19 protein-coding genes are annotated in these 22,251 nt (G+C 73.0%); 11 read left to right on the top strand and 8 right to left on the bottom strand.

Annotated elements, in window-relative coordinates:
- Window positions 1-2 precede the first annotated feature (2 nt).
- The 9 genes from F8271_RS03770 to F8271_RS03730 all read left to right on the top strand — a co-directional run bounded on the left by F8271_RS03770 (window position 3) and on the right by F8271_RS03730 (window position 13,559).
- Window positions 3-2,159: a bifunctional diguanylate cyclase/phosphodiesterase gene (locus F8271_RS03770; RefSeq protein ID WP_151488171.1), complete on the top strand. Its 2,157-nt coding sequence runs from the start codon at window positions 3-5 to the stop codon at window positions 2,157-2,159.
- Window positions 2,160-2,223: 64 nt separating this feature from the next.
- Entirely contained in the window at window positions 2,224-2,724 is a 501-nt protein-coding gene (locus F8271_RS03765; protein ID WP_151488170.1) for a DUF456 domain-containing protein, read from the top strand.
- A gap of 341 nt (window positions 2,725-3,065) precedes the next feature.
- Window positions 3,066-4,652 (top strand): amino acid permease, encoded by a 1,587-nt coding sequence (locus tag F8271_RS03760; RefSeq protein ID WP_151488169.1) that lies wholly within the window; start codon window positions 3,066-3,068, stop codon window positions 4,650-4,652.
- A gap of 109 nt (window positions 4,653-4,761) precedes the next feature.
- Window positions 4,762-6,126 carry a glutamine synthetase family protein gene (locus F8271_RS03755; RefSeq protein ID WP_151488168.1) on the top strand — a complete coding sequence of 455 codons (1,365 nt, stop codon included), beginning with the start codon at window positions 4,762-4,764 and terminating at the stop codon, window positions 6,124-6,126.
- A gap of 123 nt (window positions 6,127-6,249) precedes the next feature.
- Window positions 6,250-7,605: an aldehyde dehydrogenase gene (locus tag F8271_RS03750; RefSeq protein WP_151488167.1), complete on the top strand. Its 1,356-nt coding sequence runs from the start codon at window positions 6,250-6,252 to the stop codon at window positions 7,603-7,605.
- 5 nt (window positions 7,606-7,610) lie between these two features.
- Window positions 7,611-8,378, top strand: a complete 768-nt coding sequence (locus F8271_RS03745; RefSeq protein ID WP_151488166.1) for a 3-oxoacyl-ACP reductase — start codon at window positions 7,611-7,613, stop codon at window positions 8,376-8,378.
- Entirely contained in the window at window positions 8,375-9,109 is a 735-nt protein-coding gene (locus F8271_RS03740; protein ID WP_151488165.1) for a gamma-glutamyl-gamma-aminobutyrate hydrolase family protein, read from the top strand. Before F8271_RS03745 ends, F8271_RS03740 begins: the two co-directional genes overlap by 4 nt.
- Before the next feature lie 47 nt (window positions 9,110-9,156).
- Window positions 9,157-9,708, top strand: coding sequence for a pyridoxamine 5'-phosphate oxidase family protein (locus F8271_RS03735; RefSeq protein WP_151488164.1), 552 nt, complete (start codon window positions 9,157-9,159; stop codon window positions 9,706-9,708).
- A gap of 194 nt (window positions 9,709-9,902) precedes the next feature.
- Window positions 9,903-13,559 carry a SpoIIE family protein phosphatase gene (locus F8271_RS03730; protein ID WP_151488163.1) on the top strand — a complete coding sequence of 1,219 codons (3,657 nt, stop codon included), beginning with the start codon at window positions 9,903-9,905 and terminating at the stop codon, window positions 13,557-13,559.
- A gap of 27 nt (window positions 13,560-13,586) precedes the next feature.
- Here the strand turns inward: F8271_RS03730 and F8271_RS03725 are convergent, their stop codons facing one another.
- Entirely contained in the window at window positions 13,587-13,901 is a 315-nt protein-coding gene (locus F8271_RS03725; RefSeq protein WP_192580122.1) for an STAS domain-containing protein, read from the bottom strand.
- 95 nt (window positions 13,902-13,996) lie between these two features.
- Between F8271_RS03725 and map the strand changes: the two genes are divergently transcribed.
- Window positions 13,997-14,854 carry a type I methionyl aminopeptidase gene (map, locus tag F8271_RS03720; RefSeq protein WP_151488162.1) on the top strand — a complete coding sequence of 286 codons (858 nt, stop codon included), beginning with the start codon at window positions 13,997-13,999 and terminating at the stop codon, window positions 14,852-14,854.
- Complete coding sequence (locus F8271_RS03715; protein ID WP_151488161.1) at window positions 14,851-15,564, top strand: VIT1/CCC1 transporter family protein; 714 nt, start codon at window positions 14,851-14,853, stop codon at window positions 15,562-15,564. Before map ends, F8271_RS03715 begins: the two co-directional genes overlap by 4 nt.
- 6 nt (window positions 15,565-15,570) lie before the next feature.
- On the opposite strand, the gene F8271_RS03710 is transcribed toward F8271_RS03715, so the two are convergent.
- The 7 genes from F8271_RS03710 to F8271_RS03680 form a co-directional block, all read right to left on the bottom strand.
- On the bottom strand, window positions 15,571-16,308 hold the full coding sequence (locus tag F8271_RS03710; RefSeq protein WP_151488160.1) for a nucleotidyltransferase domain-containing protein: 738 nt from the start codon (window positions 16,306-16,308) through the stop codon (window positions 15,571-15,573).
- 91 nt (window positions 16,309-16,399) lie between these two features.
- Window positions 16,400-16,900, bottom strand: a complete 501-nt coding sequence (locus tag F8271_RS03705; RefSeq protein ID WP_151488159.1) for a nitroreductase/quinone reductase family protein — start codon at window positions 16,898-16,900, stop codon at window positions 16,400-16,402.
- A gap of 164 nt (window positions 16,901-17,064) precedes the next feature.
- Complete coding sequence (locus F8271_RS03700; RefSeq protein ID WP_225854142.1) at window positions 17,065-19,845, bottom strand: FtsX-like permease family protein; 2,781 nt, start codon at window positions 19,843-19,845, stop codon at window positions 17,065-17,067.
- Window positions 19,842-20,576, bottom strand: a complete 735-nt coding sequence (locus F8271_RS03695) for an ABC transporter ATP-binding protein (protein ID WP_151488158.1) — start codon at window positions 20,574-20,576, stop codon at window positions 19,842-19,844. Before F8271_RS03695 ends, F8271_RS03700 begins: the two co-directional genes overlap by 4 nt.
- Entirely contained in the window at window positions 20,573-21,169 is a 597-nt protein-coding gene (locus F8271_RS03690) for a PadR family transcriptional regulator (protein WP_151488157.1), read from the bottom strand. The genes F8271_RS03695 and F8271_RS03690 overlap by 4 nt, the downstream gene beginning before the upstream one ends.
- A gap of 52 nt (window positions 21,170-21,221) precedes the next feature.
- Window positions 21,222-21,659 (bottom strand): ferritin-like domain-containing protein, encoded by a 438-nt coding sequence (locus F8271_RS03685; RefSeq protein WP_151488156.1) that lies wholly within the window; start codon window positions 21,657-21,659, stop codon window positions 21,222-21,224.
- Window positions 21,656-22,183: a hypothetical protein gene (locus F8271_RS03680; RefSeq protein WP_225854141.1), complete on the bottom strand. Its 528-nt coding sequence runs from the start codon at window positions 22,181-22,183 to the stop codon at window positions 21,656-21,658. The genes F8271_RS03685 and F8271_RS03680 overlap by 4 nt, the downstream gene beginning before the upstream one ends.
- Between the last annotated feature and the right edge of the window lie 68 nt (window positions 22,184-22,251).

Genomic DNA, 22,251 nt, shown 5'->3' with positions numbered 1-22,251 from the left:
CCGTGGCCGCCGTCGGGGATCCCATCGGTGCCGACGTCGGCCGGGGCGGCGCCGAGGGCTACGCCGCCGACTGGGCCCGTGCGGTGCGCCGGCTCGGTTTCGTGCCGCTGAGCGCGGCCGAGACCGAGCGGCTGCTGCTGGCGCACACCGTCCGGTTGGCGCAGGCGGTGCGCACGGAGCCGTTCACCGCCCGCCCCGCGGAGGAGGTCGGTCGCGCCCTGGTGGAGGCCCATCTCACCGAGCCTCGGGCACTGGAATGGTCGTTGCGTGCCCTCGGCACGGACTTCCCCCGCCGGGTGCTGGCGGCCGACGGGTGGCCGGCGGACCTGACCGAGCGGATCGCGGCCGTACAGGGTGGGCTGGCCGCCGGGTACGCCCGGGCGCTGCGGGACCGCACCTTCGCCCAGCAGGAACGGATCGCCCGGTCGGCCTGGCAGGCGCGCGACGAGGTCGAGCAGGCGCTGCGGGACAGCGAGGCACGGTTCCGGGCGGTGTTCACCGGCGCGGCGATCGGGATCGGCATCGCCGGGGTGGACGGTCAGATCATCGACGTCAACCAGGCGTTCGCCGACATGCTGGGCTACTCGATCGAGGAACTGTGCCGGATCAACGTGGCGGCGTTGTTCCACGCCGACGACGCCGCCGGCATGTGGGAGCTGTATCAGCAACTCATCGAGGGCAAACAGGACGCGGCCCGGGTGGAGAAGCGCTACCACCGCAAGGACGGCAGCGTGGTCTGGACGGACCTGGCCGTCTCGCTGATCCGGCACGACGACGGCCGGCCCCGGTTCACCGTTGCCATGATCGAGGACATCACCGAGCGGTACGAACTCCAGCAGCGGCTGCGGTTCCAGGCCCTGCACGACCCGCTGACCGGGCTGCCCAACCGGACGCTGTTCTTCGAGACGTTGGGCCGGGTCCTCGACGCCGCCGCGGCGGCGGACCGCCGCGTCGGGGTGTGCTTCCTCGACCTGGACGGGTTCAAGGCGATCAACGACAGCCTCGGCCACGACCTCGGCGACCGGCTGCTGGTGATGATCGGCCGGCGGCTGGCCGAGTGTGTGGCCGACCACGGCCACCTGGTCGCCCGGATGGGCGGCGACGAGTTCGTGATCCTGGTCGACGGCGGTGAGGACGCGGTGGCCGTGGCGAAGACGGCCCTCGCTGCCGTCGCCGCCCCGGTGCACGTCGGTGACCAGCAGTTGGCGGTCTCGGCCAGCGTGGGCATCGTGGAGTGCCCGGTCGCGGAGACCAGCGCCTCGGAGTTGATGAAGGCCGCCGACACGACGCTGTACTGGGCCAAGGCGGCGGGTCGGGGCCGGTGGGCGGTCTACGACCCGGAGCGCAGCGCACGGGACATGGCCCGGGCGGCGCTGGTCGCCGGGCTGCCGGCGGCCCTGGAGCGGGGCGAGTTCGTGCTGCACTACCAGCCGATCGTGTCGCTGCTGGAGGGCCGCATGCTCGCGGTGGAGGCGCTGGTCCGGTGGAAGCACCCCGAGCTGGGCCTGATCGGGCCGGACCGGTTCATCGGCCTCGCCGAGGAGACCGGCCTGATCGTCGGGCTCGGCGAGTGGGTGCTGCGCACCGCGTGCCGCGACGCCGAACGGTGGTGGCGGGAGTTCCCCGACGCCCGACTGGTGGTCAGCGTCAACCTGGCGGCCCGGCAGGCCGACGACCCCGCGATCGTGGACACCGTGGCCGACGCGCTGGCCACCAGCGGGTTGCCCGAGGAACTGCTGCAACTGGAGCTGACCGAGAGCGCCGTGATGGGCAGCGCCGGTGAGCCGCTGCGCAGCCTGCACCGGCTCGCCGACCTGGGCGTCCGACTGGCGGTGGACGACTTCGGCACCGGCTACTCCAACCTGGCGTACCTGCGGCGGCTGCCGATCCACTGCCTGAAGCTGGCCGGCCCGTTCGTCGAGGGCATCCGCGCCGACGGTACGGATGTGGCGGCCGATCACCGCGACGAGCGGATCGTCGACGCGTTGGTGCGGTTGGCCCACGCCCTGGAGCTGTGGGTCACCGCCGAGGCGGTGGAGACCGGGGTGCAGGCCGAGCGGCTACGGGCGCTGCGGTGCGACACCGGGCAGGGCCGGTATTTCGGCGCGCCGTCGCCGGCCGAGACGATCACCGCCCGGCTGCGTGGCGGGGCGGCGTGATGGGTGCGCGCGGGGGATCGTTGCGTCCGGGACGGTCCCGATGGTGGCGACGAAAGGCGACGGCGTGAGCCTGAACGACTCGCAGACGGTGGTGACCGTGGTGGCCGCGTTGGCCATCCTGGCCGGGCTGGCCGGCGTGGTGGTGCCCGGCCTGCCGGCGCTGCCGCTGTGCTGGGGCGGGGTGCTCGTCTGGGCGATCTTCGGCGGCGCCGGCCCGGGTGGGTGGGTGGTGTTCGCCGCCGCGACGCTGGTCGCCGCCGGCGGCACGGTGGTCAAGTACGCCTGGCCCGGTCGCAACCTGAAGCGCACCGGCGTGCCCACGTCGACGCTGCTCGCCGGCGCGGTGCTCGGCATCGTCGGGTTCTTCGTGATCCCGGTGGTGGGGCTGCTGCTCGGCTTCGTCGTCGGGGTGTGGGCGGCGGAGCGGCTGCGCCTGGGCAGCAACCAGTTGGCCTGGCCGTCCACGGTGCAGGCGCTCAAGGCCGCCGGCCTGTCCATGCTTGTCGAGTTCACCGCCGGCCTGCTGATCGCCGCCGCCTGGGTGACCGGCCTCCTCCTGCTCTGACCTCCCGCGAGCCCTTCCTCCGCTGATCAAGAGGTTTGCGTCAGAATTCGCGCCCCGCGTGACGCGAACCTCTTGATCACCGCGGAGATGGGGGCGCGGGGCACCGGCCCGTGAGAGAGGAAGGTGTGCCCCGCGCCGCCGCGGTCCGGGCGGTCCGAGTGCCCGGGTAGGCCCGTCGCGAACGGGCTGGTCACAGGCTCAAGGATGGGGCCGGCGGGCGCGCGCGGCAACGCAATTAGCCCGGCGGCGGTGAGATTCCCACCCGCACCGTATTGACCGCCCTTGATCGGCGGGACGACACTTTGCGCACTCGTACGCGGAATCCCTCAGGGAGGTGTGCAGTGGCCACGACGCCCGTGCCGACCGCCGAGCAGCCGATGGACGACGATGCCCGACGGCTCGCCGAACTCGGCTACAAGCAGGAGCTGCGCCGCAAGTGGAGCGGCTTCTCCAACTTCGCCATCTCGTTCTCGATCATTTCGATCCTGGCCGGCTGTTTCACCACCTTCGGGCAGGCGTGGAACAACGGTGGACCGGTCGCCATCTCCTGGGGCTGGCCGCTGATCTCGCTGTTCATCTTGATCATCGGCTTCTGCATGGCGGAGCTGGTGTCGGCGTACCCCACCGCGGGCGGGATCTACTGGTGGGCGGCGACCATGGGTCGGCCGGTGCACGGCTGGTTCACCGGCTGGCTCAACCTGATCGGCCTGGTCGCGGTCACCGCCTCGGTCGACTACGGGTGCGCGACGTTTCTCAACCTCACCCTGTCGGCGCTGTTCGACGGCTGGGCGGGGACGCTACGCCAGGCCTTCCTGCTCTTCGTGATCATCCTGGTGCTGCACGGTCTGATCAACATCTTCGGGCACCGGATCATCGACGTACTCCAGAATGTCTCGGTCTGGTGGCACGTGGCCGGCGCGGCCGTCGTGGTGGCCATCCTGGTCTTCGTCCCGGACAACCACCAGAGCTTCCAGTTCGTGTTCACCGAGCGGTTCAACAACTCCGGCTTCGGTGATGGCGACGTCGGCGGGCTGACGTTCTGGTTCTACGTGCTGCCGCTGGGCTTCCTGCTGACCCAGTACACGATCACCGGCTTCGACGCCTGCGCGCACGTCTCCGAGGAGACCCGGGGCGCCTCGCAGGCCGCCGCCCGAGGGCTCTGGCAGTCGATCTTCTACTCGGCGGTCGGCGGCTGGATCCTGCTGCTGGCGTTCCTGTTCGCGGCCACCGACGTCGAGGCGGTCAACGCGGCCGGCGGCTTCTCCGGTGCCATCTTCGAGTCCGCGCTCACCCCGGTCTTCTTCAAGATCGTCATCATCATCTCCACCATCGGGCAGTTCTTCTGCGGAATGAGCTGCGTGACCTCGATGAGCCGGATGGCGTACGCGTTCAGCCGCGACCGGGCGGTCCCCGGCTGGCGGTTGTGGTCCTCGGTCGACCGCAACGGCACCCCGGTCAAGGCGATCATCGGCGCCACCGTGGCCGGTCTGGTGCTCACTTTGCCGGCGCTGTACGAGAGCTCCGCCGGCATCCCGATCGCGTTCTACGCGGTGGTGTCCGTCGCGGTGCTCGGGCTCTACCTGTCCTTCCTCATCCCGATCGCGCTGCGACTGCGAATGGGTGACCGGTTCACCCCCGGCCCGTGGACCCTCGGGCGGAAGTACAAACTGCTCGGCTGGATCGCGGTCATCGAGATCGCGATCATCGCGGTCTACTTCGTGCTGCCGATCGTGCCCGCCGGGGTGCCCGGCAGCGACGACTTCACCTGGTCGGCGGTGAACTACGCGCCGCTCGCCGTGGGCGGGGTGCTGCTGGTGGTCGCCGTCTGGTGGTACGCCTCGGCCCGCAAGTGGTTTACCGGCCCGGTCCGCACCGTCGAGGACCCGACCGTCGAGTCTCAGCCGGCGGCGGTCGACGGACCGGACTGACGGGGTCGATCAGGGTCGCGCGGATCCCACCGTGGTTTGCCGCCGACCGCGCCGGGGGCATTGACGGTGATCCGGTTTGCCAGTAGACCTTGGTGATGGAGGCCCGCGAATGAGAAGAGCTCCGCTCACGCTGGAACAACTGCGGGTCGCCGTCGCCGAGGGCGAGATCGACACGGTGGTGCTGGCCCTTGTCGACATGCAGGGCCGCCTCCAGGGCAAACGATTCCACGCGCCGTACTTCCTCGACCAGGTGGTGGCCAACGGCAGCGAGGGGTGCAACTACCTGCTCGCCGTGGACGTCGACATGAACACCGTCGACGGGTACGCGATGTCGAGCTGGGACCGCGGCTACGGCGACTTCGCGATGGTGCCGGACTTCGACACGCTGCGGCGGACGCCCTGGCAGCCCGGTTCCGCGCTGCTCCTGGCAGACCTGACCTGGCTGGACGGCTCCGGTGACGTGGTCGCCTCACCCCGGCAGATCCTGCGCCGGCAACTGGACCGGCTGGCCGAGCACGGGCTCACCGCGTACGCCGGCACCGAGCTGGAGTTCGTGCTGTTCCGCGACTCGTACGAGGACGCCTGGCGGCGTGGCTACCGCGATCTCACCCCGGCCAACCAGTACAACGTGGACTACTCCCTGCTCGGCACCGCCCGGGTCGAGCCGCTGCTGCGCCGGATCCGCACCGAGATGGCCGGCGCCGGGCTGACCCCGGAGAGCGCCAAGGGCGAGTGCAACCTGGGCCAGCACGAGATCGCCTTCCGGTACGACGAGGCGGTCGCCTGCGCCGACCACCACGTGATCTACAAGAACGGCGCCAAGGAGATCGCCGCCCAGGAGGGCATGGCGATCACCTTCATGGCCAAGCCGAACGAGCGGGAGGGCAACTCCTGCCACATCCACTTCTCGTTGCGGGACTTGTCGGGCTCGTCGGCGATGCTCGGTGACGGGCCGGCGCGCCTGTCGCAGACCGGGCAGCGGGTGCTCGCCGGTCTGCTCGCCACCATGCGGGAGTTCAGCCTGCTCTTCGCCCCGAACATCAACTCCTACAAGCGCTACCAGCCGGGGTCGTTCGCCCCGACGGCGTTGCGCTGGGGTGTGGACAACCGCACCTGCGCGCTGCGGGTGGTCGGGCACGGGCAGGGCATGCGGGTGGAGAACCGGGTGCCCGGCGCCGACGTCAACCCGTACCTGGCAATCGCCGGGCTGGTCGCCGGCGCGCTGCACGGCATCGACCGGGAGCTGGAGCTGGACGGGGAGTGCACCGGCAACGCGTACGACGACCCGGAGGCCGAGCGCGTCCCCGGCACCCTGCGCGACGCCCTCGCCCTGTGGGAGGCGTCGACGGTGGCCCGGGAGGCGTTCGGCGACGAGGTGGTGGCGCACTACGCCAACCAGGCGAGAGTGGAGTTGACGGCGTTCGACGCCGCGGTGACGGACTGGGAGCTGACCCGTGGTTTCGAGCGCCTCTGACCCCTCCGTCCCCACCCCTCACCGCGTCGATCATGAAGTTGTGGTGGGCGGAGAGTAGCGTGAGGCGGCTTTTGTGGGGCACCACAACTCCATGATCGACCGGGTGAAGAGGGGGTGGGGCGTGTGACGGTTCTGGTGGATCCCGCTCGTGGGGTGGGGTTTCTGGAGGTTGCTGCGGCCTCGGTGGACGAGGTCGACTCCGTCATCGCGCGGGCTTCTCGTGCTTTCGAGAGTTGGCGGGGGGTCGCTCCGGGGGACCGGGCTCGGTTGCTGCGGCGGTTCGCGTCCGTTGTCGACGCGCATCTCGACGAGCTGGCCGCGCTGGAGGTGCGCAACTCGGGGCACACGATCGGCAACGCCCGCTGGGAGGCCGGCAACGTCCGCGACGTGCTGGACTACTACGCCGGAGCGCCGGAGCGGCTGACCGGGCGGCAGATCCCGGTGCCCGGCGGGCTGGACGTCACCTTCCACGAGCCACTCGGCGTGGTCGGGGTGATCGTGCCGTGGAACTTCCCCATGCCGATCGCCGGCTGGGGGTTCGCCCCGGCCCTCGCGGCCGGCAACACCGTGGTGCTCAAACCCGCCGAGCTGACCCCCCTCACCGCACTGCGCCTGGCCGAGTTGGCCCGCGAGGCCGGCCTGCCCGACGACGTGTTCACCGTGCTGCCGGGCGAGGGCGCGGTGGTGGGGGAGCGGTTCGTCAGCCACCCAGCGGTCCGCAAGATCTGCTTCACCGGCTCCACCGCGGTCGGCACGCGCATCATGGCCGGCTGCGCCACCCAGGTGAAGCGGCTCACCCTGGAGTTGGGCGGCAAGAGCGCGAACATCGTCTTCGCCGACGCCGACCTGGAACGCGCCGCCGCGACCGCGCCCGGCGCGGTCTTCGACAACGCCGGCCAGGACTGCTGCGCACGGTCGCGGATCCTCGTCCAACGCCCGGTGTACGACCGCTTCCTGGAACTGCTCGAACCGGCGGTCCGGGCGGTACGGGTGGAGGACCCGGGCCGGGACACCGCCGAGATGGGGCCGCTGATCTCCGCCGCGCAGCGCGACCGGGTCGCCGGGTACGTGACCGGGGCGAAGGTCGCGTTCACCGGGTCCTGCCCCGACGGCCCCGGTTTCTGGCACGCGCCGACCGTGCTGCTGGCCGACTCGCCGGCCGACCGGCACTGGCGGGAGGAGATCTTCGGCCCGGTGGTCTCGGTGCTCCCCTTCGACGACGAGGCCGACGCGATCCGGCTCGCCAACGACACCGAGTACGGCCTTTCCGGCTCGATCTGGACCCGGGACGTGGGCCGCGCCCTCCGGCTCGCCCGCGCCGTCGAGTCGGGCAACCTCAGCGTCAACTCGCACTCCTCGGTGCGCTACTGGACCCCGTTCGGTGGGATGAAGCGTTCCGGGCTCGGCCGTGAGCTGGGCCCCGACGCTCTGCACTCCTTCACGGACGTCAAGAACGTGTTCATCGCGACGGAGGAGTGACGCCAGTGCAGGGTCGGTTGCAGGACCGGGTGGCCGTGGTCACCGGAGCGGGCAGCGGCATCGGGTTGGCCACCGTGCGGCGGTTCGCCGCCGAGGGGGCCCGGGTCGTCTGCGTGGACATCGACGAGGTGGCCGGTACGAAGGCCGCCGAGAAGTGCGGCGGCGAGTTCGTGTCCACCGACGTGGCCGACGAGTCGGCGGTACGCGACCTGTTCGACGGGGTGGCCGACCGGCACGGCCGGGTGGACATCGCGTTCAACAACGCCGGCATCTCGCCGCCGGACGACGACTCCATCCTGGACACCGGCCTCGACGCCTGGGAGCGGGTGCTGCGGGTCAACACCACGAGCGTCTACCTCTGCTGCAAGTACGCGATCCCGCACATGCGCCGGCAGGGCAAGGGGTCGATCATCAACACCGCCTCGTTCGTGGCGTTGATGGGTGCCGCGACGTCGCAGATCGCGTACACCGCCAGCAAGGGCGGGGTGCTGGCGATGACCCGCGAGCTGGGTGTGCAGTTCGCCCGCGAGGGCATCCGGGTCAACGCGCTCTGCCCCGGGCCGGTGGCGACCCCGCTGCTGCTGGAGCTGTTCGCCGCCGACCCGGAGCGGGCCGCCCGTCGGCTGGTGCACGTGCCGATGGGACGGTTCGGACAGCCGGAGGAGATCGCCGCCGCGGTGGCGTTCCTGGCCAGCGACGACGCCTCGTTCATGACCGCCGCGCAGTTCGTGGTCGACGGCGGCATCACGGGCGCGTACGTCACCCCGCTGTGAGGCGGCCGCTGATCGGGATCAGCGCGTACGTCGAGCCGGCCGACTGGGCGGTCTGGCGGGGCGTGCCGGCCGTGCTGGTGCCGCAGGCGTACGTGCGGGCGGTGACCGCCGCCGGCGGCCGGGCGGTGGTGGTGCCTCCGGACGACCAGGACGCCGACGTGGTGGCCGTCCTCGACGGGCTGCTGCTGGCCGGGGGTGCCGACGTGGGCCCGGGGCGGTACGGCCAGCCACCGCATCCGCGTACCGAGGACCGGCCGGACCGGGACGCCGGTGAACTGACCCTGCTGGCCGCCGCGCTCGCCGCCGGGTTGCCGGTGCTCGGTGTCTGCCGGGGTATGCAGCTGCTCGCCGTCGCCTACGGCGGTGCCCTGCACCAGCACCTGCCGGACGTGGTCGGTCACGACGAGCACCGCCCGGCACCCGGCGTCTACGGCGACCACGCGGTGCGGTTCGCGGCGGGCAGCCTCGCCGCGGCGGTGTTGGCCGGGGTGGACCGGGTCAACTCGTACCACCACCAGGCGGTGGCCGATCCGGGTCGACTGTCCGTCACCGGTTGGGCGGCGGACGGCGTGATCGAGGCGGTGGAGGACCCGGCCCTGCCGTTCGTACTCGGTGTGCAGTGGCATCCGGAGAACGAGTCGGACCCGCGTCCGATCGCCGCGCTGGTCGAGGCGGCCGGCCGGCGTCCGCCGGTCGTCGCGGCCGCACCTGCGGCGCTGCGCCCGGTGTGACGTACGTCGCCCCCGCCCGCGCGAACGCGCGGTGGGAGGATCGGCGCATGGGCACGGTGTATCTGGAGATCGACGGTCGGCTGCGGGACTTCATCGCGGCCCAGCCGGTCTTCTTCGTGGCGACCGCACCGTCCGGTGCCGAGGGGCACGTCAACGTCTCACCGAAGGGCATGCGGGGCACGTTCGTGATCCTCGGTCCGCACCGGGTGGCGTACCTCGACTATCACGGCAGTGGCGCCGAGACCATCGCCCACCTGCGGGACAACGGCCGGATCACGCTGATGTTCTGCGCCTTCGACGGGCCGCCGAAGATCGTCCGGCTGCACGGCCGGGGCAGCAGCGTCGCGGTGACCGAGGACGCCTTCGTCGATCGGCTCGCCGAGTTCCCCACGCCACCGGACGTGCACGCGGTGCGGGCCGTGATCACCGTCGACGTCGAGCGGGTCAGCGACTCCTGCGGCTATGCGGTGCCGCTGATGGACTACCGCGCCGAACGCGACCTGTTGCTCAGCTCACACTCCCGTCGTACCGCCGATGACCTGGTGGTCTACCGGGCCACCAAGAACGCGGCGAGCATCGACGGACTGCCCGTCTTCTGACCTGGCCGGGCACCGCGGCGCCACCGGCCCGGCCGCCGCCGCCCACTCCGACCGCGGCTCACCGACGGATGGGGTGGAGATAATCAGCGTCCGAGGAACGGTACGCGTTACGTTGCTGGTCCGTTGGGGTACAAGTCGGAGCACAGCGGGTGGAGATCAACGGCTGAGGGGTACGGCCGGAGCGGGGAGGCTGCATGAGCTCGGCCCAGGGGGGCGCGGACGCCGGGCATCCCTTCACGGACGGCGGGGAGATCCCCCCGATGCTGGCTGCGGCGTTCGCGGCCGGCGGCGAGCTGGGCGAGCGGATGCGCGACTTCGACTGGTCCACCACCCCGCTGGGCCCGCCCGGACGCTGGCCGGTCGCACTCTCCACCGCGGCCGGCATGATGCTCGCCTCCAGCGCGCAGATCGTCATGTTCTGGGGCGACGACCAGCTCGCCTTCTACAACGACGCCTACCGACCGACCATCGGCGCCAAGCACCCGCACGTGTTGGGTCAGCCGGCCGGCCAGCACTGGGCGGAGACCTGGGACGTGCTCGGCCCGCTGCTGGACGGCGTCCGGCGCACCGGAAGCTCCTACCGCGGCGAGGACCATCCCTTCCTGCTGGACCGGTACGGGTTCGTCGAGGAGACCTACTTCAACGTCTCGTACGACCCGATCCGCGGTGACGACGGCACGGTCAGCGGCGTCTACTGCATCGTCAACGAGACCACCGGGCGGGTGCTCGGCGAACGCCGGCTGCGGGCACTGGCCGAGCTGGGCGCCGACCTGGCCGACGTGGCCAACGCCGCCGAGCTGGGCCGGGCCGCCGCCGCGGTCCTCGAACGGCACCGGGCCGACGTGCCCTTCGCACTGATCTACCTGGCCGACGACAGCGGTCGCCTCGTCCTGGCCGGTGCCAGCGGCACGGGCCAGGCGACCGTCGGCGCCACCGCCGACCTGCTCGCCCGGGCTGCCGCCGACGGTGAGCCGGTCACCGTCGACGTGGCGCAGCTGCTCGACCGGCCGCCCGCCGACGCGGCCGACGAGGCCCTCATGCTGCCCGTCACGGCGGCCAACGAGACGGTCGGCGCGCTGGTCGTCGGCGTGGCCCGCCGGCTGCCGCTCGGCGACGACTACCGCGATTTCCTCGACCTGGTCGCCGCGCAGATCTCCCGGGCCGTCGGCAAGCAGCGGGCGTACGAGCAGGAGCGGGCCCGCGCCGCCGAGCTGGCCGCCCTCGACCAGGCGAAGACCCACTTCTTCGCCAACGTCAGCCACGAGTTCCGTACGCCGCTGACCCTGGTGCTCGGCCCTCTGGAGGACATGCTGGCCGACCCGGCGCTGCCGGTCGCCGACATCGAGCGCCTCACGATGATGCACCGCAACGCGTTGCGGCTGCTCAAGCTCGTCAACACCGTGCTGGACTTCTCCCGGCTGGAGTCGGGTCGCCTCGCCGCCCGCTACCAGCCCACCGACCTGTCCGGCTACACCGCCCGGCTGGCCAGCACCTTCCGTTCGGCCACCGACCGGGCCGGGTTGCGGCTGGTGGTGGACTGCCCGCCGCTGGCCGCGCCGGTCTTCGTCGACCGGGACATGTGGGAGAAGATCGTCCTCAACCTGGTGTCGAACGCGGTCAAGTTCACCTTCGACGGCGAGATCCGGGTCCGCGTCCGGGCCGTGGAGGCCGGCGCCCGACTGGAGGTCACCGACACCGGCGTGGGAATCGTGCCGGCCGAACTGCCGCACGTCTTCGAACGGTTCCACCGGGTGCCCGGGGTGCGCGCCCGCACGCACGAGGGCACCGGCATCGGCCTGGCGCTGGTCCGGGAGCTGGTCGAGATGCACGGCGGCGAGGTCGGTCTGACCAGTCGCGTCGACGAGGGCAGCACCTTCGCGGTGACCATCCCGTTCGGGTCGGCGCACCTGCCCGCCGACCGGGTCGAGGCGTTCGGCCCGCCCGCCGGCGAGCCCGAGCAGGCCCGCCTCTACGTGGCGGAGACCGTGCTGTGGAGCGGCGCGGGGCACCTGCCGGAGGTCGACAGCGGGCCGACGACGATCACCCCGGCCGGTCGGATCCTCGTGGTCGACGACAACGTGGACCTGCGCGAGCACGTCACCCGCCTGCTCTCCCCGACCTGGGAGGTGGTCACCGCCAGCGACGGGCTGGCGGCCCTGCCACTCGCCCAGGAGGGCGCGTTCGACCTGGTGCTCACCGACGTGATGATGCCCCGGCTGGACGGGTTCGGTCTGGTCGGCGCCCTGCGCGCCGACCCGCGTACCCGGCATGTGCCGATCGTGCTGCTCTCCGCCCGCGCCGGCTCCGCGGAGGCCGTCGCCGGTCTCGCCGCCGGCGCCGACGACTACCTCACCAAGCCGTTCTCCGGGCAGGAGCTGATCGCCCGGGTGCGGGCCAACGTGGAGCTGGGTCAGCTGCGCGGGCAGCTCATCCGCCGGCTCCGGGCCCTGGCCGACGCGGCGGTCGCGGTGAACACCGCCCGATCCACCGCCGACGTGCTCCAGGTCGCGGCCCGGCACGCGCTCAGCCTCGCCGAGGCGGACCGGGTGGTCATCACGACGGGCGACGCCCGCGCCGAGGCGGACGCCGGCGGTACCACCGCCGCCGACCCGTCCTTCGTGGCCGAGCTGACCGGCACCACCGGCGAGCAGCTCGGCGAGCTGCGGGTCTGGCGGGCGGCCGGCGACGCCGCCCAGACCGACGACGCCGCGCTCACCCAACTGGCCCGGCTGGTCGGGGTGCGACTGGAGAACGCCCAGCTCTACGAGGCCGAACACCGCATCGCCACCACCCTGCAGCACAGCCTGCTGCCCCGAACGTTGCCCCAACTGCCCGGCGCGGTCGTGGCCAGCCGTTACCTGCCCGGCAGCGCCGACGTCGAGGTCGGCGGCGACTGGTACGACGTGATCGCGCTGGACGGCGACGAGCTGGTGCTCGTCATCGGCGACGTGGTCGGCAAGGGCGTCCGGGCCGCGGCCGCGATGGGGCAACTGCGCAACGCGCTGCGGGCGTACGTGCTGGAGGGCTTCGACCCGGCCGAGTCGCTGACCCGGCTCAACCGGCTGGTCGCCTCCACCGAGGGCCGTTCCTTCGCGACCGTGGTCTGCCTGCTGTTCAACCCGCGCACCGGCCGGCTGCGGTACGCCAGCGCCGGTCACCCCTCCCCGCTGCTGATCCGAGGAGGCGACGTGGCGTTCCTCCACGACCGCGCGCTCGGCCCGCCGGTCGGCGCCATCCCCGACACGACCTACCAGGTGGTCGACGGGGAGCTGCACGCCGGCGACCGGTTGCTGCTCTACACCGACGGCCTCATCGAGGACCGCAAACTCGGCATCGACACCGCGCTGGCGCAGCTCCGCGCCGACGCCGCCACCTCGGGCGAGCACGTGGTGGACCTGATCGACGCGGTGGTCGAGCGGGTCGTCGGGCAGCGACGCCGCGACGACGTGGCGGTGCTCGGCCTGGAGGCCGCCGAGCTGAACCGCTTCGCGTTGCGGCTGCCGGCGGACCCGACGCGGCTGAGCGTGCTGCGCAAGCGCCTGGAGGACTTCCTCGTCGCGCACTCCGTCGGCGAGACCGACCTGTTCGACCTGACCGTTGCCGTCTCCGAGGCCGCCGCCAACGCCATCGAGCACCCCGTGCACCCCGCCGAGCCGATGATCAGCGTGGAGGTGGCCATCGAGGACCGCACCGTCACCGCCACGGTGCGCGACAGCGGGCGGTGGCGGGAGTCGACCGGCTCCGGGTTCCGGGGGCGCGGCCTGTCCCTGATCAAGGCACTGGGGGACCTGTCGGTGCGGCGTACCGATGAGGGCACCGAGGTGACGCTGCGCCGGGAGCTGCAGGGCTGACCCCGCGCCCGGTGACGGCCGGGTCGGCTAGGCCGGCCTGAGCCAGCTCTGCTCGCCCAGGCCGGAGATCTCCAACACCCGACGGACCTGCCGCGACGGCAGCACCGTGAGCGTGCCGGGGAACTGCTGGGCGAGCCGGACCAGGGCATGGATGGCGGCCGAATCGAAGAAGGTGACCGCGCTCAGGTCCAGCGTGATCTGCTCGGCGGGCTCGCGCAGCGCGGTCTGGAGCATGGTGTCGGCGGTCGCCATGTCGACCTCGCCGGCCACCACGACGTGGAGGTGGTCACCGTCGATCTCCGCGCTGGCGGAGAAGACGGGTGGTGCTCCCCCTTGATCCACGCAGACACCATGGCACAGCCGACCTGGCGGGGCAACAACCCCTCCGGGGCGGCCGTGGCGTGGGTCACCGGCGGCTCCGGCGATAGGCTTGCGCCATGACCGTCCGTCCGCCGCTGACACCAGGCGCGCTCTCCCCGCTGCGACCGGTGCCGTCCCACATCGCCCGACCGGAGTACGTGGGTAAGAAGGGCCCGCAGGAGTGGCGTGGCTCCCACGTGCAGACGCCGGAGACCATCGAGAAGATGCGGATCGCCAGCCGGTTGGCCGCCCAGGCGACCCAGCTCGCCGGCGAGCACTGCAAGCCCGGCGTGACCACCGACGAGATCGACAAGGTGGTGCACGAGTTCCTCTGCGACCACGGCGCGTACCCGTCGACGCTCGGCTACCGGGGCTTCCCCAAATCCTGCTGCACCAGCCTCAACGAGGTCGTCTGCCACGGCATCCCGGACTCCACGGTCATCCAGGACGGCGACATCATCAACGTCGACGTCACCGCGTACATCGGTGGGGTGCACGGTGACACCGACGCCACCTTCTGCGTCGGCGAGGTCAGCGAGGAGGCCCGACTGCTGGTCGAGCGGACCCACGAGGCGATGATGCGCGGTATCCGCGCCGTCGCCCCGGGCCGCCAGATCAACGTCGTGGGCCGGGTCATCGAGTCGTACGCCAAGCGGTTCGGCTACGGCGTGGTCCGCGACTTCACCGGCCACGGCATCGGCGAGTCCTTCCACAGCGGGCTCTACGTGCCGCACTACGACAGCCCCCGACCCACCGACGTCATGGAGCCGGGGATGACCTTCACCATCGAGCCGATGATCACGCTCGGCACCTACCAGTACGACATGTGGGACGACGGGTGGACCGTCGTCACGAAGGACCGGAAGTGGACGGCCCAGTTCGAACACACCATCGTGGTGACCGACAACGGCCACGAGATCCTGACCCTGCCGTGACCGACGCCCCTGCCGCGCTGCGTGAGGCGCACCACGCCGACGTCTCCGGTGGCTGGCTGCGCCCGGCCGTCTTCGGCGCCATGGACGGCCTGGTCACCAACATCGCCCTGATCGCCGGCGTCGGAGGCGGCGGTGTGTCGCCGCGCAGCATCGTGCTGACCGGCTCCGCCGGCCTGGTCGCCGGGGCGATCTCGATGGGCCTCGGCGAGTACACCAGCGTCCGCTCCGCCAACGAACAGGTCGCCGCCGAGGTCGCCAAGGAACGGCGCGAGCTGGAGCGGCACCCCGAGGCGGAGGCCCGCGAGCTGGCCGACGCCTGGGTGGCCCGTGGCCTGCCCCGGGACCTGGCCACCCAGGTCGCGGAAGCGGTGCGCCGCGACCCGGAGGAGGCCCTGCGGGTGCACGTCCGCGAGGAGTTGGGCGTCGACCCCGACGACCAGCCCAGCCCGTGGGCCGCGGCGATCTCGTCGTTCCTGTTCTTCTCGGCGGGAGCGCTGGTGCCGCTGCTGACGTACCTGTTCGGTGCCACCCAGCTGTGGCTGGCGCTCGCCGTCGGCGGCCTCGGACTGTTCGCCGCCGGGGCGGTGGTGGCCCGCTTCACCAGCCGGCCCTGGTGGACCAGCGGCCTACGCCAGCTGGTGCTGGGCGCCGCGGCGGCCGGCGCCACCTACCTGATCGGCATGCTGATCGGGGTGCAGGGCGGGCTGTGACCCGCCTCAGCCGGTGAGCAACTCGTCGACCGTGCCGTCCACCGGCCGGCCGCGGGCGGTCAGCTCGTCGGCCTGCCGGCCCAGCACCGCACCCACCTCGGTCATGTCCGCCCCGGCCAGACCGGTGCGCCGCACGGCGTCGCCGGGATCACGGAAATAGGTGCGACTCAGCAGGCCGGTCACCGTCGCCGCCGCCAACCGTGCCTCGCCGAGCATCAGCAACGCCTGGTCGGTCTCGTACCACTCGGCCAGCCGGGCGGCCCGGGCGTGCGCCGCGCTGCCCCGATACCACGCCTGCCGGGCCGCGCTGCTGAACTCCGCCGGCCGAGCCCGGGCCAACCGCCCGAGATGCTCGTCGCGCAGCGTCCGCAGCCAACCCGTCGGGTCGTGCAACGCCCGGGTCGTGACGTACCGGTCGGCGGTGAGCGGCCAGAGCGAGGAGAGCACCCGGGCCTGCGCGAGGTAGTCCTCGGCGGCGGCCACGGTCAGGTCGACGAGCACCCCGTCCACCCGGCGGGTCGCCAACGGGGGACCGGTGCCGGGCCGGTAGGTCACCACCAGCATGCCCACCTCGCTGTCCCCACCACCGTCATCGTCGCCGTGCGCCAGGGGACCGTGCACCGCGACCGCGAGCACATCGGCGGGAAACCGTCGCCCGATGGCCTCGGCCACCCGCTCCGCCACCGTCCACCGTCGATCGTCGAGGCCCCGACCGACACCGGCCTGTCCGCTGCTCGCGCTCACGGGTCCGCCTTTGTTCGCGACTGCGGGGCTCGCAACCCCGGCTCACTCCTCGCGCTCACGGTCCGCCTCCGCCTCGCTGCCGACCGTCAGCCTAGCCAGCCGGCGGAGGGCCGGACGGCTCGCCGCGCCCGGTCGGCACCAGGCGGAAGATGCGGATCTCCCGCCCGCCGGCCCGCTGCACGTACGTGCGGTACGCCGGCCACTCGGTGACCAGGAGCTGCCACAGCCGGTCCCGTTCGGCGCCGGTGGCCGGCTCGGCCCGCACCGGGAACCGTTGGCCCTGCACGGCCACCTCGGCGGCCGGCTCGGCGAGCAGGTTCATCGCCCAGCCCGGATGGTGGGTCTGCCCCCAGTTCGAGCCGATCACCACGTACGCGTCGCCGTCCCGTACGTAGAGCAGGGGATTGCTACGCGGCTTGCCGGAGCGGCGGCCCACCGTGGTGATCAGCAGAGACGGCATCAGGCCGAGCGCGACGACCCGGCCCCGGGTCAGCCGGCCGACCACCCGATCGGCGGGGACGAGCAGGCGGGCGGCGGCACCGAACCAACGGTGGTGACCGACGCGGCGGGTGAGGTTCGCGAGCGCTGACACGCGGATCAGTCTGCCGGTCGCCGGGCCCGGACGGCACCCCCCGGACAGCGTTGACTCGTGATCGTCGCGCCGATCGGTGGGGCTCAGCAGCGTGCGGTGCGGCGTGTCGAGGTGCTGAGCTGCCACCGATCAGGGGATCCGGCCCCGGCGCACGACCACGAGCCTCAGTCCAGGCGCCGTTCGATCGGCAGCCGGGCGCGGGTGAACAGGCCCGCGCCGAGCATCGCCACCAGGGGCACCAGCACCAGGACACCGAGCACCGGCCACGGCACCAGGTACGGGTACGGCAGCTGGATCGGCCAGGCCGTGGCGTACTGGCGGTTTACCGAGAACAGCACGATCGCGGCGGTGCCCAGCCCGGCCACGATGCCGAGCACCGAGCCCAGGCCGGAGATGACCCCGGCCTGACAGATCGCCAACAGGCGGCGGACCATCGGTGCCGCGCCCACGGCCGCGAGGGTGGTCAACTCGGCGCGCCCCTCGGCGGCGGCGAGCGCGGTGGCTATCCCGGACGCACCCACCGTGATCAGCCCCGCCGCCGCCGCGAGCAGCAGGAGCAGCGGCGAGAGGTCACTGGGAGCGCCACCGTTCTCCACGGTGACGTAGATCGTCCCGAAGGGCCGCAGGGCGGCGGTGAACCGGTCCTGCCGGTCCCCGTCCGGCGGCGTCGACGTGCCGATCACCCAGCCGGCCGGCGACGAGCTCAGGTCGAGTCGTTGGCCCGCGGCGGCGGACAGCAGCAGGCGGGACTGCCCGACCGCCACGGGCAGCGCGTACCCGGGCAGGTCGACGGCGGCGATCGATTGTTCCGGCCCGGCGTCCATCTTTCTCACCTGCACGGTCACCAGGCCGTTGTGCAGGTAGCGCGGGTCGGTCACCACCACGCCGCCGTCGCGCAGCACCGCCGTCGCGGCGGCCGTCGTGGCCGGGTCCGCGTCGGTGAGCAGCGGCAGTGCCGTCCCGTCGTCGACGAGAGGCTCCAGGTAGGCGCCGTAGTAGGCCGGCTCGTGGAGCTGGCAGCGTGGGTCGGCGCGGGCCTGGCGGCGCTGCGCCGCGGAGAGGGTGTCGCCGGCCTGCCACGGGCAGGCCCGCTCGCTCGGGAGTACCGCCGAGACGTCGCAGTAGCCGCCGCGCGGCGCGCAGACCGCCGCGTGCACCGCCACCACCCGGTCGGTGCCCAGGTGTTCCCGGGCCGCGCCGGTGACCTGGTCCAGTGTGGGCACCCGGGCCGGATCGTTCGGGCTGACCAGCACGTGGCCGGTCGGCAGCATCGGCTGGTAGGCGCGCTGGTCGCGGGCGCCGTCGCTGGCCAGGTAGCCGCCGAGCGCGACGCTGCTCGCCACGGCGGCCATCACGGCGCAGATCGCCGGCGCGGCGGCGGCCCGGTTACGGCTGGCGTCGCGCAGCGCGATCCGGGGTGCGAGCGGCAACACGCGCCCGAGTCGGGCGAGCACGCCGATCAGCGTGGGCGTGCAGCACACCAGACCGAGTTCGCCGAGGATGAGGCCGGTGAGGATCACCGCCGGTGTGGTCCGGGCGGCACCGAACGCGGCCAGCGCCGCCCCGCCGGCCACCAGCGTCAACCCGACGGCCAGCCACCGGCCCCGGGAGGTGGGCGGCGTCCGGCGCCCGGCGAGCCCGGCGCCGACGTCCTGCCGGGCGACGGTCCAGGCCGGTGCCAGCGCGGCGAGGACCCCGGTCAGCACCGCGACCCCGCCGAGCACCACCAGAGCCGCCGGCCAGCAGCGGTACCCCCCGAAGCGGGCGCCGAAGACGTACTGCTCCACCAGCGGACGCGCGGCGAACGCCGCGGCGACGCCGAGGACCAGGCCGACGGCGGCGCCCAACACACCCAGCACCACGCCGTCGGCGAGCACGACCCGGCGCAGCTGGGCGGCGTCCCCGCCGGCCACCGCGACCAGCGCGAGGTCCCGGCGTCGCCGGCGGACGCCGACCGCGAACGCAGGTCCGACCAGGAGAACGACCTCCAGCAGGCCGAGGCCGGCGATCAACACGCTGGTGCTCAGGTCGTTGGTGTCGCCCGGACCGATCGATCTGAACCACCCGGAGTCCGGGGTGGGCGCAGCGCCCGTCGGGTGCCGAGGCGTGAGCAGCACCCCCTGCTCGTTGAGCCGGGCGACCAGCGCGGCGTCGACGGTGCCGGGCACGTCCACCAGCCACCGGCTCTCCGGTTCCGGACCGGTGCGCGGCACGGCTCCCGGGTGCAGCGCCACCATCGGCCCGAGATCGTCGGGGAATTCGACCACCCCCACCACGGTGTACGCCCTGCTCCCGTCGGCCGTGGTCAGCGTGTGCCCGAGGCGCAGGCCCAGGCGGCGCAGCGCGATCGGGCTCACCGCCACCTCGCCGGGCTGCTGCGGCGCCCGGCCGGCCCGGAACCGCGCCACCCCTCGGGCCAGGGGGTCGGTGAGGTCCAGGACCCGTCCGTTCACCTTCTCGTCGCGGTCCGGGCCCCGCACGGTCAGCGGGATCCGGGCGCGTACCTCGGTGACCCGGCTGCCCGGAGGAAGCAGTGCGGCGACCCAGCTGACGGTGGCCGGACCGGCGGGTAGGTGCTCGCCGTCGGGGGCGTACCAGCCCTCGCCCCACTCGTCCTGCACGACCGGGCTCTGGGAGACCCAGCGCAGCTCCGCGTCGGCCACGCCGAGCCGTCGATCGATCCGCTCCTGAGGGGTCAGCTCGGCCATGTCGTAGCTCGCCGCCAGAAAGGCCAGCACCAGCACCGGCAGGGCGATCATCGCGAGCACCAGGGCGGTCCGGCGGCGGGCGCGGCGGGACTCCCTCCGGGCGATCCGCAGTGCCGCTCGCCAGGAACCGGTCAACTCGGCGAACCGCCGCCGGCCGGTCCGGACCGGCGGGGCGACCGGCCGTGTCGCCGGCACGTCGGCCCGGCCGGGGGCCCGCAGCGTACGGCGGATGGTCACCGGTCGCTGCCGGACAGCAACTGCTCGACGCTGCCCAGCGGGGCCGTCGTGTCGACCAGCACCCCGTCGCGTAGGAACACCACCCGGTCGGCCCAGCCGGCGTGCCGTGCCTCGTGGGTGACCAGCACACCGGCGGCGCCCCCGTCGATGCGGCGGCGCAGCAGGTGCAGCACCGCCTCACCGGTCTGCGAGTCCAACGCCCCGGTCGGCTCGTCGGCGAGCACCAGCCGACGTTCGCCCACCAGCGCGCGGGCGATGGCCACCCGCTGCTGCTGACCGCCGGAGAGCTGGTCGGGAAAGCGGTCACCCAGCGTCGGCAGGCCCACCTCGGTGAGCGCGGCCATGGCCAGCGCGCGGGCCCGGCGGCCACCGGCGCCGTCGAGTTCCAGCGGAAGCGCGACGTTTTCCGCGGCGCTCAGGCTGCCCAGCAGGTTGAGCTGCTGGAAGATGTAGCCGATCCGGCGGCGGCGCAGCTGGGCCAGCCCGCGGCGGTCCAGCGCACCCAGCGGTTGTCCCTCGATGAGGACCTCGCCGTCGGTCGGACGGTCCAGGCCGCCGGCGAGAGCCAGCAGCGTCGACTTGCCGGAGCCGGACGGACCCATCACGGCGACCAGCTCACCGGGTCGGACGACGAGGCTGACACCGCGCAGGGCGTGCACGGCGGCCGGACCGGCCCCGTGGGTGCGCTGGACGGCGCGTAGCTCCAGCACCGCGTCGTCCGATCCGCTCACCGTCGCGCCTCCTCATCGGCCCACCGCGCCGCGTCGGGCGCGTCACCCGGCCGGGACGGGGGCGGCGGCGGGACGCCGGGCCGGTGGCGGACCAGACTGGTCTCGCAGTGGTCCAGCCAGCGGACCTCGGCCTCGGCCTGGAACACCATCGAGTCCAGGACCAGCCGCCAGGGCAGATCCTCCGGCCGGTCGCTGCCGTACTTCAACCGGGTCAACTCCTGCAACGCCCGCATCGTCGCGCTGCGCTGCGCCTGTACCACCGAGCGGACGTCCACCCCGGGCGTGGTCAGCGCGAGCGCCAGCTTGATCGCCAGCTCGTCGCGGGGGCGGTCGGTACGGCTGATCGGGGTGGCGAACCACAGCGCCAGGTCCGCCCGGCCGGCGTCGGTGATCTCGTACGGGCGTTGCCCGGCCTCGCTTTCCGGCAGTGGGCGCACCAGACCGTCGCGTTCCAGCCGGGACAGCGTGGTGTAGACCTGCCCGATGTTCAGCGGCCAGGTCGAGCCGGTCGACTCCTCGAACGCGGCGCGCAGCTGGTAGCCGTACATCTGGCCGCGTTCGAGCAGGGCGAGCAGCCCGTGACGGATGGACATGGCAACGGAGTATGCATACCTGGTATGCGCACCGCAACCGGAGCAGACCGGTTCAGGTCGGACGGCCGGGAAATGCGACAGTCGGCGGGGTCAACCCGGCGGTCTTGCGCCACCGGGTGGCCCGTACGGCGTACTCGACCAGGGCAGCCAGCGCCTGGTCCCGGTCGGCGCCCGTGGTCGACGCCAACGCGGCCCGCCAGTGCGCGGCGGTGCGTTCCTCCACCTCGACGGCGAGCCGCAGCGCGCTCGCCCGGTCGGTCACCGGAAACGGCAGCGCGTACCCGGCGCGATCCGGCGGGACGGTGCCACCGCTGGTGCTGAGCTGCACCACCAGCGCGTCGCGTCGGCGTCGGTGTGCGGCCTCCGCCTGGCGCGCGGTGTCCCGGGCCGCCCCGGTGAGGCGTACGCCGATCCGCCCGTAGGCGTAGATGGCCGCGTACTCGGCGGACAGGGCAGCGGCGAGCGCCTCCGCCGCGGACGGCTGCTTCACTTCAGTGCCTCCTGGTGGGTGGCCCGCGCGGCGGCGATCGAACCGAGCAGCGCCGCCCGTTCCGCCGGTGCCGCCGCGCAGGCGGCGGTGGCGGTCCGCTGGCCGGCCTTCTCCAGCGCCCGCAGGGCGGCCAGTGCGCCGGCCGGGTCGGCCGCCGGGGTGCTGGTCGGCGCGGCGGCCGGTGCCGAGGGCAGCGCGACACCGATCACCCGGGCGAGTTCGGTGGCGTGCGCGGTGTGCGCCTCGACGATCGGGCCGAGGCGGTCGGCCAGGTCGGGATGCGCGGTCGCGCTCGCCCGGTGCGCCTCGGCCAGCCCGAGGGCCTCGTCCACCATCGGCCGCAGCGGGTCGGGTGGCGGTGCCGGCTCGTCGTCGCGGTCGAAAAGATCACAGCCGGTCAGCGGTGCCACCGCGCCGCCGAGCGCGAGCAGCGCCCCGGCACGCAGGAGCTTTCGCCGGGATTGTCCGGATGATTCGTCGCGCTGTGTCGTTCTGCCGATCCCCACCGGGCAAGTCAACACCATCCGCGCCGCCGTGGGGGCCACCGGCGTCGGTGCGCCGCCCGGTCCACCACCCGGCCGGCGCGTTACGC

Origin of the sequence: Micromonospora sp. ALFpr18c, from assembly GCF_008868155.1 — a bacterium.
GTDB lineage: Bacteria > Actinomycetota > Actinomycetes > Mycobacteriales > Micromonosporaceae > Micromonospora.
The sequence above is the reverse complement of the archived record's forward strand: the minus strand, read 5'-3'. Positions and strand labels throughout refer to the sequence as shown.

Bases quoted from the DNA above. Each gene is read 5' to 3' on its own strand.
- F8271_RS03730 (WP_151488163.1), top strand. From the start codon at position 9,903: ATGAGCTCGGCCCAGGGGGGCGCGGACGCCGGGCATCCCTTCACGGAC.
- F8271_RS03690 (WP_151488157.1), bottom strand. From the start codon at position 21,169: ATGTCCATCCGTCACGGGCTGCTCGCCCTGCTCGAACGCGGCCAGATG.
- F8271_RS03680 (WP_225854141.1), bottom strand. From the start codon at position 22,183: ATGGTGTTGACTTGCCCGGTGGGGATCGGCAGAACGACACAGCGCGAC.
- map (WP_151488162.1), top strand. From the start codon at position 13,997: ATGACCGTCCGTCCGCCGCTGACACCAGGCGCGCTCTCCCCGCTGCGA.
- F8271_RS03735 (WP_151488164.1), top strand. From the start codon at position 9,157: ATGGGCACGGTGTATCTGGAGATCGACGGTCGGCTGCGGGACTTCATC.
- F8271_RS03755 (WP_151488168.1), top strand. From the start codon at position 4,762: ATGAGAAGAGCTCCGCTCACGCTGGAACAACTGCGGGTCGCCGTCGCC.